Annotated in this window: 17 protein-coding genes; 8 read left to right on the plus strand and 9 right to left on the minus strand. The window is 68.9% G+C overall.

Annotated features, from left to right (window positions below; translation table 11 throughout):
* Positions 1-3: 3 nt before the first annotated feature.
* The 9 genes from AC1VV3_RS11930 to flgB are packed head-to-tail and all read right to left on the minus strand — an operon-like array spanning position 4 to position 5,809.
* Entirely contained in the window at positions 4-423 is a 420-nt protein-coding gene (locus tag AC1VV3_RS11930) for a rod-binding protein (protein ID WP_482961853.1), read from the minus strand.
* Positions 420-1,574: a flagellar basal body P-ring protein FlgI gene (locus tag AC1VV3_RS11935; RefSeq protein WP_134093921.1), complete on the minus strand. Its 1,155-nt coding sequence runs from the start codon at positions 1,572-1,574 to the stop codon at positions 420-422. The genes AC1VV3_RS11930 and AC1VV3_RS11935 overlap by 4 nt, the downstream gene beginning before the upstream one ends.
* Positions 1,574-2,245, minus strand: coding sequence for a flagellar basal body L-ring protein FlgH (locus AC1VV3_RS11940; RefSeq protein WP_482961854.1), 672 nt, complete (start codon positions 2,243-2,245; stop codon positions 1,574-1,576). The genes AC1VV3_RS11935 and AC1VV3_RS11940 overlap by 1 nt, the downstream gene beginning before the upstream one ends.
* Before the next feature lie 5 nt (positions 2,246-2,250).
* On the minus strand, positions 2,251-3,039 hold the full coding sequence (flgG, locus tag AC1VV3_RS11945; protein ID WP_132268291.1) for a flagellar basal-body rod protein FlgG: 789 nt from the start codon (positions 3,037-3,039) through the stop codon (positions 2,251-2,253).
* 13 nt (positions 3,040-3,052) lie between these two features.
* On the minus strand, positions 3,053-3,811 hold the full coding sequence (locus tag AC1VV3_RS11950; RefSeq protein WP_132268292.1) for a flagellar basal body rod protein FlgF: 759 nt from the start codon (positions 3,809-3,811) through the stop codon (positions 3,053-3,055).
* 11 nt (positions 3,812-3,822) lie between these two features.
* Positions 3,823-4,635, minus strand: a complete 813-nt coding sequence (locus AC1VV3_RS11955) for a flagellar hook-basal body complex protein (protein ID WP_134093924.1) — start codon at positions 4,633-4,635, stop codon at positions 3,823-3,825.
* Between the two features lie 21 nt (positions 4,636-4,656).
* Positions 4,657-5,034 (minus strand): flagellar hook assembly protein FlgD, encoded by a 378-nt coding sequence (locus tag AC1VV3_RS11960; protein ID WP_134093925.1) that lies wholly within the window; start codon positions 5,032-5,034, stop codon positions 4,657-4,659.
* Positions 5,031-5,423, minus strand: coding sequence for a flagellar basal body rod protein FlgC (gene flgC / locus AC1VV3_RS11965; protein WP_243840965.1), 393 nt, complete (start codon positions 5,421-5,423; stop codon positions 5,031-5,033). Before flgC ends, AC1VV3_RS11960 begins: the two co-directional genes overlap by 4 nt.
* A 23-nt stretch (positions 5,424-5,446) precedes the next feature.
* Positions 5,447-5,809: a flagellar basal body rod protein FlgB gene (gene flgB / locus AC1VV3_RS11970; protein ID WP_132268299.1), complete on the minus strand. Its 363-nt coding sequence runs from the start codon at positions 5,807-5,809 to the stop codon at positions 5,447-5,449.
* Between the two features lie 213 nt (positions 5,810-6,022).
* On the opposite strand from flgB, the gene AC1VV3_RS11975 reads away from it, so the two are divergent.
* From AC1VV3_RS11975 to AC1VV3_RS12010, 8 genes are all read left to right on the plus strand, one after another.
* Positions 6,023-6,691, plus strand: a complete 669-nt coding sequence (locus tag AC1VV3_RS11975; RefSeq protein WP_132268301.1) for a MotA/TolQ/ExbB proton channel family protein — start codon at positions 6,023-6,025, stop codon at positions 6,689-6,691.
* Positions 6,688-7,197, plus strand: coding sequence for a hypothetical protein (locus tag AC1VV3_RS11980; protein WP_482961855.1), 510 nt, complete (start codon positions 6,688-6,690; stop codon positions 7,195-7,197). The genes AC1VV3_RS11975 and AC1VV3_RS11980 overlap by 4 nt, the downstream gene beginning before the upstream one ends.
* Positions 7,194-7,760 (plus strand): flagella basal body P-ring formation protein FlgA, encoded by a 567-nt coding sequence (locus AC1VV3_RS11985; protein ID WP_482961856.1) that lies wholly within the window; start codon positions 7,194-7,196, stop codon positions 7,758-7,760. Before AC1VV3_RS11980 ends, AC1VV3_RS11985 begins: the two co-directional genes overlap by 4 nt.
* A 111-nt stretch (positions 7,761-7,871) precedes the next feature.
* The gene (locus tag AC1VV3_RS11990; RefSeq protein ID WP_132268304.1) at positions 7,872-8,171 is read left to right on the plus strand and encodes a flagellar biosynthesis anti-sigma factor FlgM; all 300 of its coding nucleotides are present in this window, start codon (positions 7,872-7,874) and stop codon (positions 8,169-8,171) included.
* Positions 8,168-8,605: a flagellar protein FlgN gene (locus tag AC1VV3_RS11995; RefSeq protein WP_482961857.1), complete on the plus strand. Its 438-nt coding sequence runs from the start codon at positions 8,168-8,170 to the stop codon at positions 8,603-8,605. Before AC1VV3_RS11990 ends, AC1VV3_RS11995 begins: the two co-directional genes overlap by 4 nt.
* Before the next feature lie 108 nt (positions 8,606-8,713).
* On the plus strand, positions 8,714-9,640 hold the full coding sequence (locus AC1VV3_RS12000) for a lysozyme family protein (protein WP_482961858.1): 927 nt from the start codon (positions 8,714-8,716) through the stop codon (positions 9,638-9,640).
* Positions 9,641-9,675: 35 nt separating this feature from the next.
* Positions 9,676-11,769: a flagellar biosynthesis protein FlhA gene (locus tag AC1VV3_RS12005; protein WP_465128287.1), complete on the plus strand. Its 2,094-nt coding sequence runs from the start codon at positions 9,676-9,678 to the stop codon at positions 11,767-11,769.
* A complete protein-coding gene (locus tag AC1VV3_RS12010; protein ID WP_482961859.1) occupies positions 11,766-12,524 on the plus strand; it encodes a sigma-70 family RNA polymerase sigma factor in 759 nt (252 codons plus the stop codon). The genes AC1VV3_RS12005 and AC1VV3_RS12010 overlap by 4 nt, the downstream gene beginning before the upstream one ends.
* Positions 12,525-12,705: the final 181 nt, after the last annotated feature.

Below are 12,705 nucleotides of genomic sequence, written 5' to 3' on the forward strand. Positions count from 1 at the left end.
GGCTTACTTCGTGTCCTTTCCGGTCCCGTCGCCCCGGGGGCTATGACTGGCCGATTGACTGGTCGTCTGACTGGCCGCTTGACTGGCGGTCTTGCCGGTCGTTTCGGAACTCTCGCCCGTGGCCGCCCCGGTGGTTTCGGGCGGCACGAACTGCGCCATCTGCTGCTCGATGATCCTGGCCAGGCCCAGCACGCCGCTTTGCGCGGTGATGTCGGCGAAGTGCTCGTCCTGCATCTGGTTGAAGGTGTCGAGCGCCTGCCCGCCCAGCAACTGTTCGCCGCCGAAGTGGGTCTTGCGGGCCTCGGCCAGCATCTGCCGCACGAAGACGGCCTCGAACTGCCTGGCGGTGACGGCCAGCTTCTCGCGGTCGGTGGCGCCGGGCTTGATGGCCATGCCGGGCAGGTTGCTGAGGATCGTGCTCATATCACTACCATTTCCGCTTTGAGGGCGCCGGCCTGCTTCAGGGCCTCCAGGATCGCCACGAGGTCCGATGGCGTGACGCCGAGCATGTTGAGGGCATCGACCACCCGTGAGAGCGAGGCGCCGCCCTTGAACAGCGCGACCGAGCGCTTTTCCTCGTCCGTGCTGATCGAGGAGTGCTGCTCCACTTCGGTCCGGCCCCGGCTGAAAGGCGCGGGCTGGACCACGCTGGGGTTTTCCTGGATGCGCACGGTCAGCTTGCCGTGGCTGATCGCCGCGGGCGAGAGGCGTACCGCGGAGTTGATGACCACGGTGCCGGTGCGGCTGTTGACGATGACGCGCGCCGGGGTTTCGGCCGGGTCCACGTCGATCATCTCGATCGCGGCCATCATCGAGGCGCGGGTATCCGGATCGGCCGGCAGGCGCAGCGCGACGGTGACGCCGTCTTCCACGGTCGCCGTGCCCGGAAGGCGCCCGTTGATGGCGTCGCGCACGCGGGCGGCGGTCAGGAAGTCGGAAGTGAAGAGGTTCCAGCGCAGCGTGTCGCCGCTGTCGAAACCGGTGGCGACCGCGCGTTCGACGCTGGCCCCCTCGGCGATGCGGCCCACCGTCGGGATGTTGATGGTGACGTTGGAGCCGTCGCGTGCCGAGACGCCCAGCCCGCCGACCGCCAGGTTGCCCTGCGCCATCGCATAGATCTGCCCGTCCGCCCCGTAGAGCGGGGTGAGGATCAGCGCCCCGCCGCGCAGGCTCTTGGCCTTGCCGATGGTCGAGACGGTCACGTCGATGCGCTGGCCCGGCTTGGAGAAGGCGGGCAGGTCTGCAGTGACCATGACGGCGGCGGCGTTCTTGAGCCCCGGCGAGATGCCCGGGGGCAGGGTCAGGCCCATGCGGCCGGAAACGCCCTTCATCGCCTGGGTCGTATATTCCAGATTGTCGTCGCCCGTGCCCGGCAGACCCACGACGACGCCGTAGCCGGTCAGCTGGTTGCTGCGCACGCCCTGGAACTGGCCCAGATCGCGCACGCGCTCGGCATGGGCATGGATCGGCGCCAGGAACAGGATCAGTGCCCCCAGCGCTGCGGCGAGCAGCGTGGGCAGCCATCGCGCGGCAGGTGAGGCCGGGGCCGAACGGGAGGCGGGCGGACGAGGCATCAGAACGGCGAGATCATGTTGAAGAATTGGCCAAGCCAGCCCTGGCGGCCGCTGCGCATGATCGCGCCCTTGCCGGTATATTCGATCCTGGCGTCGGCGACCCGGGTCGAGGCGACCTGGTTGTCCTCGTCGATGTCGGCAAGGCGCACGATGCCCGAGAACCGGACCCATTCGTCTCCCTGGCTGACGAGCATCTTCTTTTCTCCTCTTACGAGCGCGGTCCCGTTGGGGCGCAGTTCGGCAATGGTCACGGACAGGGTCGCGCTCAGGGAACTGGTCTGCGACGCGCTGCCCTGACCATTGAACGTCGAGGACGAGCTGGCATTAAGGGCATTGGGGTTGAGGAATGACAGCGGCCCCGATGCGGGCGGGGTGATCGATGCGCCGCCGCTCTTCTGGCTCTTGGAGCCGGCGGTCTTGGCGGCGCTGGTCGATTCGACGAGCAGGATCGTCAGGGGATCGCCCACGCGCGCGGCGCGGGTGCCGCCGTAGAGCGGTGCGTAACCGGCGGAAACGCTGAAGATCCCGCCGGTCGCCGGCCCTGGCAAAGCAGCGGGCGGCGCGGGCAGGGTCGGCTCGAAGCCCGAGGGCTTCGGCGGCTTCTTCGCCAGCGCTGCCGGCGCGGCGAGAGCCATGAGCGCCGTTCCGGCCAGGAGGATCTTGCGGATCATGGCCGTCAGAGCGTCTGGTTCGCGTTGCGCAGCATCTCGTCGACGGCGGAGACCATCTTCGAATTGATCTCGTAGGCGCGCTGGGTCTCGATCATGTCGACCAGCTCCTCGACGATATTGACGTTCGAGCCTTCGAGCATGCCTTGCCGGATATGCCCGCGGCCTTCCTCACCCGCGATGCCGAGCTGGACCGGACCGCTGGCGGCGGTTTCCTTGAGGAAGTTGTCCGAAGTGGCCTGGAGCGCGGTGGGGTTGGTGAAGCTGGCGATCGTGAGCTGGCCGAGCTGGCTGGGGTCTGACTGGCCGGGCACTTGCGCCGAAACGGTGCCGTCCTCCGAGACGGTGATGGTCGTCGCGCCTTCGGGCACCGTGATCGAGGGCTGCACGGGATAGCCCTGCGACGTCACCAGTTCGCCCTGCGGCGAGCGCGTGAAGTTGCCTGCGCGGGTATAGGCCAGCTCGCCGCCGGGCAGGGAAACCTGGAAGTAGCCGTCGCCGTCCAGCGCAAGGTCGAAGCTGTTGCCGGTGGCCTGGAGCGAGCCCTGCGTCTCCATCCGGGTGGTGGACTGCACGGCCACGCCGGTGCCGAGGTTGAGCCCGGTGGCGTAAGTAGTCTCGCTGGAGGACTGGGCGCCGGCCACGCGCGCGTCCTGGTAGGCGAGCGTCGCGAAGTTGGCGCGGTCCTTCTTGAAGGCGGTGGTGCTGACGTTGGCCAGGTTGTTGGCGATCACGCGCATGCGCGTGTCCTGCGCCTCCAGCCCGGTACGGGCGACCTGCAAAGCGGAAGTGGGCATTGTCGGGGTTTCCTCAGCTATCGATGCGCATCAGGCGCACGCTGCCCTCGTCGAGCTGGCGGGCGGTCTCGACGAGCTTGGTTCGCATGTCGAAAAGGCGCTGGGCCGAGATCATCTCGGTCAGCACTTCCGACGGACTGACGTTCGATCCCTCCAGCGCGCCGGGGATCACTTGCGCATTCTCGTCGTCCGGCAGCACGCCGCCGGGCTGCGCGCCGGTTCCCGTCACGCGGAACAGGCCGGTGAGATCCTTGGCGATCCGCGATCCGGTGGGATCGACCAGCTTGAGCCGGTCCACCCGCTGCGGCGGTTCGCCCGGCGCGGCGGGATCGGTGACGAGAATGCCGCCGTCCTGCGCGATGGTGACGGCAGCGCCCGGCGGCAGCGTGATCGGGCCGTTCTCGCCCAGCACCGGCCGGCCTTCTCCGTTCTGAAGCAGGCCCGTCACCGTCACCGACAAGTCGCCGCGCCGGGTATAGGCCTCCGCGCCATCGTCTGCCTGGACCGCCAGCATGGCATCGCCCTGCATGGCGACATCGAGCGGCTGGCCGGTGCGGGTCACCGTCCCGGCCTTCATCGAGGCGCCGCTCACTTCGGTGCCCGAAAGCGCGCGCACTTCGAGCTGCGGCCCTTCCAGCGTGTTCGGCGTGGCCTGCAGGATCTCGGCGCGGAAGCCGATGGTCTGGGAATTGGCCATGTTGCTGGCGATGACGCGCTCGCGGTTGAGCGAGGCGTTCATCCCCGAGACGGCGGTGTAGATCAGACGGTCCATGGCGGCTGCGATCAGGTCCGCAGGTTGATGATGGTCTGCGAGATCTGCGAGGCGGTATCCACGGCCTTGGCATTGGCCTGGAAATTGCGCTGGGCGGTGATCAGGCTGACCAGCTCCTCGGAAATATCGACGTTGGACCGCTCGATCGAGCCCGAGAGCAGGCTGCCGTAGAGACCGGCGCCCGGCTGGCCGTACGTGGCGTCTCCCGAGCGGCCGGTGGCCGACCACGAGGCGTCGCCCAGCTGCTTGAGCCCGGTCGGGGCCATGAAGGAGGCGAGGGCGACCACGCCGACCACGCCGTTCGAGCCGTCGGCATAAGTCGCGACGACCTGGCCGGTGCTTTCGATGGTGACGCCGGCGAATTCCGAACCGGCCGCGTTGGTCGGCGGGATCTGGGCCGACTGCGGCGTGGTGCCGGAGATCGTGCCGCCGGCATCGACCGGGAAGATCTGCAGCCGCGCACCCTGCGCGTTATGGATGAAGCCGTCTCCATCCACCGCGAAGGACCCCGCGCGGGTATACTGGACCGCGCCCGAAACCGGCGAAGTGACGGTGAAGAACCCCTCGCCATTGATCGCCACGTCGAGCGCCGAGCCGGTCTGCTCCATCGCGCCCAGGCCGAAGTCCTGCTTGATCGAGGCGACGCGCGCGCCGATCCCGGTGGTCAGCGAAGGGTCGGTCAGGATCGACGACGAGACGATGTCGGCGAAGGCGGTGTTGCTCTTCTTGAAGCCCGAGGTCTCGGCATTGGCGATATTGTTCGAGATGACGTTGAGGTCGGTCTGGGCGTTCTTGAGCCCGGTAAGCGAAGTGTAGAAGGACATCGTATTCTCCTGGAAAGGGGATCAGGCGGCGTTCTGGCCGGTGCCTGTGGGGGTTTCGGTATCCGTGGTGCCTGCGGCGGCCGTCCTGGCCGTGCCGCCGGTTCCCAGGGCCGCGATCGCCTCTTGCGTGGCGGTCTGCGCGCTCACGAGCGTGTCGAGCTTGGACGAGATGGTCTTGAGCGTGTCCGCCATCTCGGTCGTCCCGGCGAGCGACGAGAACTGCGCCATCTGCGCAAGCATCTGCGTCTGGTCCACCGGGCTGAAGGGGTCCTGCTGCTTCATCTGGGCCATCATCAGCTTCAGGAAATCGCCCTGATCGAGATCGCCCAGCGAGGTCTTGCCGCTGGCGCCGGTGGTCTTGTTGGCCGAAGTGGCGGCCGCGGTGTTGATAACGGTCATTTCAGCCTCATCGTGTCGAGCATCAGCTGCTTCGCGGTGGAGAGGGCCTCGACCAGGTTCTGGTACTGGCGCGAGGCTTCGAGCATTTCGACCATCTCCGCGTTCTCATCGACGGGAGCGGTCCAGACATCGCCGTTGGCATCGGCCAGCGGATGATCGGGTTCATGCCGGCGCACGGCGGCGCCCTGCTCGCGCATCACCCCCTGGACCGAAACCGAGGCCAGGCCGCTGGCCTGGTCGAGGTCTTCGGCGAAGACGGTGCGGATCGGCTTGTAGGCCCCGTCCTCGCTGCCCGAGACGGAGCCTGCATTGGCCAGGTTGGAGGCCGCCGCGTTCATCCGTACGAGCTGCGCGGACATCCCGCGCTGGGCGAGGGTGAACATGGTCATCGGTTCGCGGGCGCCGGGCATCGTCACTCGCCCTTCAGGGCGCGGGTGACGGTATCGACCCGGCCGCGGATGAATTGCAGCGTGGCCGAATAGCCCACCGCGTTCTCGGAAAAGGCGAGCTGCTCGTTCTGCAGCTCCACTGTATTGCCGTCGAGCGAGGGCATCACCGGCACGCGGTAGAGCATGGCGCCATTGGCGGCCTCTTCCACGCCGGTGCCATGCTCGCCGCCGTTCCGGGCAGCGTTGCGCAGGGCGGCGGTGAAGTCGATGTCGCGGGCCTTGTATCCGGGCGTCGCGGCATTGGCGATGTTCGAGGCGATCAGGCCCATGCGCTGCGAGCGTAGCTCCAGCGCCGCGGCGTGAATCCCGAACAGGTCTTGTGACATGGTGATCTGGCTCCGGCGAGTGGTTCGCCGCCTTCATCGCAAGGGGTGTGCCAATCGATGTAACCGGCGGATTTCGCTCGTTTCGAGCATCCGGGCCGCCCCCATCGCAGCCGGGCGGACGGCAAATGCTTGCCGTTTGGGCGGCAAACCGGGTCCGGGGCTGAAACTTGCCGCCGGCTGCCGTTCTCCGGGTGCAAAGGAGAAGCGCCCGTCATGCAGCCCGAACATCTACTGGACCCCGCCAGCGCGCTCATCGTGCTCGGCGGGACTTGTCTTGCCACTGTCCTGCGCTGCGGCAGCGGCGATTGCCTCACGGCCTTGACGGCGGTGGGTGCGTTGCTGCTCCACCGCCCCTTCGACCCGGAGCACGCCCGTGCGGAACTGGCCGTGCAAGTGCAGGAAATCCGGCAGGACGGCGTGATCCGCTCCCGCCCCGCGCCCACCGGCGATGCCGAATTCGACGAGGCCACGGCGTTGCTGATCGGCAGCCGCTCGCTCGGCGCGCTCCAGCTGGCCCATGCCGCGCACAAGCGCCGCCGCGTGGAGCGCAGCCAGTCCGCGGTCCGGACGTTCATCCAGGCAGGCGACCTCGCGCCGGTCTTCGGCCTTGCGGGAACGCTGGTCGCGCTCAACCAGCTGCCGCCGCTCGACCAGCCGGGCGGAGACTTTTCCGTGGCCATCTCCATGGCGGTGCTGACGACGCTTTACGGGTTGCTGCTGGGGAACCTGTTCTTCACGCCCCTGGCGCGCGTGGTGGCGCGGCGCGCCGCCGATGAGGAGCGGGACCGGCAGACGGTGATCGACTGGCTGGAGGCGCAAGTGGCCGATGCCATGCCGCGCATGGAGCACCCCGTGCGCGAGACGTCGGGCGCCAGGTCTTGAGCGCGCGGGTTGCGGCAAGCTGGCAGACCTCGCTGGCGGACCTTTCGCTGATCCTGTTCATGATCGCGGCTGCGGCGCTCAGCCGTCAGGAGAACGACCGCCGGCAGGCCATTGATCGCAGGCAGGACAGTGACCGCAGACAGGAACTGGCCCAGCCTGCCGACGCACCTGCTCCGGCCGCGCCGCTTGCCGTCTATCTGGCGACGCCCGATGCCCCGCCGCTGGGCGCGTGGCTGGCCCGGCAGGCGGCGGACCCCCGCCAGCGGCTGACGGTGACGACATTCTACGGCCCCACGCCCACCGCGCTTCCCGCCGCGCTGGCCGAAGCCGCACGCCTCGCGCGGGCAGCGGGCGCCATGGGCCTGCGGGCAAGGGTAGTGGCGGAGCCGGGGCGGGGACCGGCGCGGGTGGCACTCGCTTTCGACGATCCGGCCCTGCCCGAGCCGGTGGCACGGAGCTTGCTGGAAAGCAGGCCTGTATCTTCCGAAGGAATCTCCGCGCCATGAATCCGACCCCAGCGCTGTCCCGTCTCCTGTTGATGGCCGCCGCTGCCGTTGTCTGTGCCAGTGCCGCTGCCAGTGCCGCGGCAGATCTCGGCGCGGCGGGCACCTTTGCCGATCTCGATGCGATCGACCGCCAGGTGGCCGCTTTCACCGGCGCTGCCGCGGGCGAGGAAGGCGGCGCGGCGACGCCGGTCGATCGGCGTCTGCGTCTCCAGCCCTGCCGGTCGGTCGTTTCTCTGGCCTGGCGTACGGCCACGCAGGACAGCGTGGTGGTCCATTGCGGCGATGCCGGAGGCTGGCGTCTCTTCGTGCCGGTGCGGCGCGCCGGGCCGGTGGCTTCCGCTCCGTCGAGCTGGGCGGTGCGGCGCGGGGATGCCGTGGCGATCTCGGTCGAGGGTGAGGGCTTCTCGGTCTCCCAGCCCGGAGAGGCATTGGAAGGCGGTGCGGTCGGCGCCTGGATAAGGGTGCGCACCGCGGCGGTCGGCAAGGGTTTCGGCGGGGCGCGGGGGGAGGAGATGCGCGCCCTGATCGTGCGGCCTGGCCTCGTTTCCCTACCGCTGCCTTAACCGAACTGCCCGGCCTTTCAGCCGGGCTTTCGGTAAAATCCCGCCCGAGACCCTTAACGCTTTCCGGTCGGCGCCGTCCTTGAGGGAAAGGACATCGCAAGGAGCCAGACCATGCCCCCCATCGAAATGGGATCCACCAGCGCCCTGGGCGCCATCAACGCCCGGCTCGCGCGCGCCGTCGGCAAGCCGGAAAGCGCTGCGAATGCCGGGGTGACGAGCCTTTCGGCCTGGGCGGAGAGCCCGACCGTGGAAGCGTCTGCGGCGCTCGACCCCGGCACCGCCCCCGTCGATGCCGAGCGCGTCGCCATGATCCGCAAGGCGGTGGAGAACGGCACTTACCCGGTAATCCCCACCCAGATCGCCGATGCCATGATCGCGGCCGGCGTCCTGCTGCGGAGCCACGGCGAATGACCCCCCGGATGACAGCGGAAACGGTGCCGGGGGCGGGACCGGGAACGGGCGGCGCCGAAGAAGTCGACCTGCACGACAGCTTGCGGCAGATGCTTGCCGTTCTCGAAGCGGAGCGGCAAGCGCTTGCCGGGCTCGACCTCGACGCCATCGTCGGTACCACGCGCGACAAGGACCGGCTCTGCGCCGCGCTCGACGTGGCCGGCCAGATCGATCCGCTTGGCGATCTCGACGAGGAATGCCGGGGCATGCTGGAAACGGCACGGCGCCTCAACGAAGTGAACCGGCAGGTCCGCAACATCATCGCGGCCAATGTCGCGCGCCGTCTCAATACCTTGACCGGAGCGCCGCAGCTCTACCGCGCGGGTGGCAACTATGCGCTGGTCGCCCGCACCGGCGGCGGCCGGAGAGCCGAAAGCGCTGTCGGCCGGGTCTGAGCCGTCTGCCCGCGTCTGTCCGGGCCTGTCCGATCTACCCGGATCAGAGCCATCTGGCACGGTGCTTGCTGAACATTCTTCCGAACCAACCGGATCGGGAGCATCAGTTTGAGCGAGGCACGGAGTACGGATATCGGCGCGGGCGTCAATGTTGGCGGCCAGGGTAATGGAGCCGGAGTGCGCGCTGCGATCGCGCGCGCCGCGCAGGCCACGGGCGTCGATTTCCAGTACCTCATGGCGCAGGCCCGGCTGGAATCGAGCCTCGATCCCGGCGCCCATGCCTCCACCTCCAGCGCGGCGGGGCTGTTTCAGTTCACCAACGGCACCTGGCTGAACACGCTGGGCCGCCACGCGGCGGACCACGGCATGGCCTGGGTCCAGCAGGCGATCAGCGGCGGCGGTCTCTCCAACCCCGGCACGCGCGCCCAGATCATGGGCCTGCGCTACGATGCCGACGCTTCCGCGCTCATGGCGGCCGAACTGGCCAATGACAACAAGGCCGACTTGACGGCGCGGCTGGGACGCGAGCCGGACTCCACCGAGCTTTACCTGGCGCACTTCCTCGGTTCGGCAGGGGCCGGGCAGTTCCTCAGCGCGCTTGCGGCCGATCCTTTGCAGAGCGCGGCGGCCATCCTGCCCAGCGCGGCGGCGGCGAACCGCGGGATCTTCTACCAGGGCGGCGCAGCCCGCAGCCTGGGCGGGGTGATGGACCTCATGCGCGGCAAGATGGCCGGCGCGATGGGTGGGGCATTGGAGAACCGCTACGATGCCGGGAGTGCCGGCTGGCCGACTTCGCCGCAGATCGCTTACGAAGCCGTGGCCGAGGACATGCCGATGGGCCCGATCGCCCGCGAATTTCGCGCGGCGGCAGCGGAAGCCCCTGCCGCGCATGGAGGCCGCGCCCCCGCCATCCCGCCATCCCCGCCGCGCACGTCGATGGCCGACACGCTGCAAGGCATGTTCGGTGCGGCAGGCACCAGCGCGCCCGCTCATGTCCGCGCGGCCTATGCCCGGCTGGCGGGGCTGGGCCTGTGAACCAGCTTCTGCGCCGCTTCGGCGATCTCGGCACGATGGCGCTGCCGGCGGGCATACTCACGCTCATCGTGCTGATGATCGTGCCGGTTCCGGCTTTCGTGCTCGACGTGTCCTTCGTGCTCAACATCGCGCTCTCGCTGGCGATCCTCATGGCGGCGATGAATGCGGAAAAGCCGCTCGACTTCTCGTCCTTCCCCTCGGTCCTGCTCTTCGCCACGCTGCTGCGCCTGGCGCTCAACGTCGCCTCGACCCGCGTGGTGCTGGTCCACGGCCACGAAGGCGAGGCCGCGGCGGGCGTGGTCATCGAATCCTTCGGCAAGTTCCTGATCGGCGGCAACTTCGCCGTCGGCATCTTCGTGTTCCTGATCCTGATGATCATCAACCTGGTGGTCGTGACCAAGGGCGCGGGACGCGTGTCGGAAGTGTCCGCGCGCTTCACGCTCGATGCGCTGCCGGGCAAGCAGATGGCGATCGATGCCGACCTCGCGGCCGGGCTGATGACCGCTGACGAAGCCAAGGCCCGGCGCCGCGAAGTGGCCACCGAGGCGGACTTCTACGGTTCGATGGATGGCTCCAGCAAGTTCGTGAAAGGCGATGCCATCGCCGCGCTGCTGATCCTGGGTGTCAATATCGTCGCGGGCTTCTGCCTCGGCATGATCAGCCACGGCCTGTCCGCCACCGAGGCCGCGCAGACCTACATCACCCTGGCCATCGGCGATGCGCTGGTGGCGCAAGTGCCCTCGCTGCTGCTGTCGATCGCCGCCGCCGTCATCGTCACCCGCGTTTCCGACAGCAGGGACCTGGCCGGGCAGATCGGCGGCCAGTTCGCCAATCCGCGCACATGGCTGCCGGTCGGCGTGGTGCTGGCGGCGATCGGCCTGATCCCCGCCATGCCGCAGACCGTCTTCCTCCCGGCGGCGGCGCTGGCCTTCTGGCTGTGGCACGCGCTGCGCAAGCGGCAGGCCATGCCCGAGCCGGTCCTCGAAGCCCCGCCCATGGCGGACCCTTCGCGGATCGCCCTGGAGGACGTTTCCGACCATACCCTCGTCACTATCGAGCTGGGCTACGGCTTGGTCCAGCTGGTGGACGAACGCCGCGGCGCGCCGCTGGTCAGCCGTGTCACCGGCGTGCGCAAGCAGCTCAGCCAGTCGTTCGGCTTCATCGTCCCGCAGTTCCGCGTGCGGGACGCGCTGGACATGCCGCCGCACGACTATCGTATCGCCCTTGGCGGGGTGACGCTGGGCAGCGCCACGATCCGCGCCGACCGGGTGCTGGCCATCGACGCGGGCGAGGCGCGCGCCAACCATGGCCTGCGCGGAGAAGCGACGCGCGATCCCAGCTTCGGCTGCCCGGCGCTCTGGATCGACCCCGCCGCGCGCGACCATGCCACGGCCGAAGGCTTCCTGACCGTCGATGCCGGTACGGTGATCGCCACTCACCTCAACCAGCTCCTGTCCGAGCGGGCGCACGACCTGCTCGGCCCGGACGAAGTGAAGGCGCTGCTCGAAGGCATCAGGGCGCATTCGGCCGGGCTGGTCGAGACTATCCATCCCCAGCCGCTATCGCTCGCCGCGATCACCCGGCTCCTGCGCGCGCTGCTGGAAGACGGCATCCCCATCGCCCATCCCCTGCCGATCCTCGCCAGCCTGAGCCGCGCGGTGCAACAGACGGTCGATCACGAACGGCTGGTGGAACTGATGCGGGCCGATCTGGGGGCGCTGATCGTCGGCCGCGTCTGCCCGCCGCATGAGCGCCTGCCGGTAATCACGCTCGATGCCGGACTGGAGGCGGCGATCGTTCAGGGCATGATCGATCCCGTCACCGGCCAGCCGGTGATCGAGCCGGACCTTGCCCGCATGATCGGCGAGCGGATCGCCATGCTCTGCGAGGAACGCGGGCCGGGCGAAGTGCCGCTGGCGCTGGTGGTCCAGCCCCGCGCCCGGCGTGCGCTCTCCGCGCTGCTGCGCCTGCGCGCGCCGACCTGCCTGGTGCTCTCCATCGCCGAACTGCCCCAGACCCAGCCCATAGAAGTGGTCGACGTGGTCGGCGCCGCCCAGCCCGAGCGCACGGTCCCCGGCCTTCCCCACCCCGATTCCCATCACGATCAAGCTGAAAGCATGGCCGCATGAAGCAGGACCAGACTTCCTTCCACAAGACGTCCAGCCGTATCGCCGGGGCCTACCAGGGGGACGTTGGCGACCGGGTCCGCCGGTTCCTGCCGATGGTCCGCCGCCTTGCCTGGCATGTCCATGGCAGCGGGCACGGCGCCGGGCGGCCGGGCATCGAGCTGGAGGACCTGATCCAGGCCGGCCTCGTGGCGCTCACCGAATGCGCGCAGAAGCATCAGGGACCGACCGAGGACGGCTTCGCGGCTTATGCCAAGATGCGGGTGCGGGGGGCCATGGTGGACCTGATCCGCCGCGCCGTGCCGATGTCGCGCGGGGCGAGCGAGCGGCGGCGCCAGCTTGCCGCCAAGGAAACCGAGCTGCGCGGCACGCTGGGCCGCGATCCCCGCCCGCACGAGCTGGCCGCGGCCATGGGTATCGACGAGGGCGACCTTGCCGTCCTGCGTGGATCCAGCCAACCGCTTCGCTTCGAGGCCATCGACGAGGTCTATTCGGACCAGAACATGGCCTTCGCCGACGAGCGGCCCGACAGTCACGCGCTCCTGGCCGACGAGGAACTGCGCGGCGCGGTGGTGGAAGCGCTCACCGACCTGCCGGAGCGGCTGAAACTGGTGGTGCAGCTCTATTTCGTGGAGGAGCTGAACCTGGCCGAGATCGCGCAAGTGCTGCAAGTCTCGATCCCGCGCGTACACCAGCTGAAGGCGCAGGCGCTGGCGAAGCTGCGCGAAAGCCTGAAGGGCGTGGCAGATCTCGTGTGACGAGGCGCCGGATGCGCTGGTTCCGCTCCAGGCATGCTCTTTCCGTTCGTCGCCCGCGAGGAGGCGAAACTTCCCTCTGTTCGCCGCCCGTGAGGAGGCGAACTTCCTTCCCTTCGTCATTGCGAGGAGGCGAAGCCGCCGAAGCAATCCAGAGCGGCTCTGCGCGGCTCTGGATTGCTTC

It is taken from the genome of Novosphingobium sp. BL-S-34 (genome assembly GCF_056857015.1).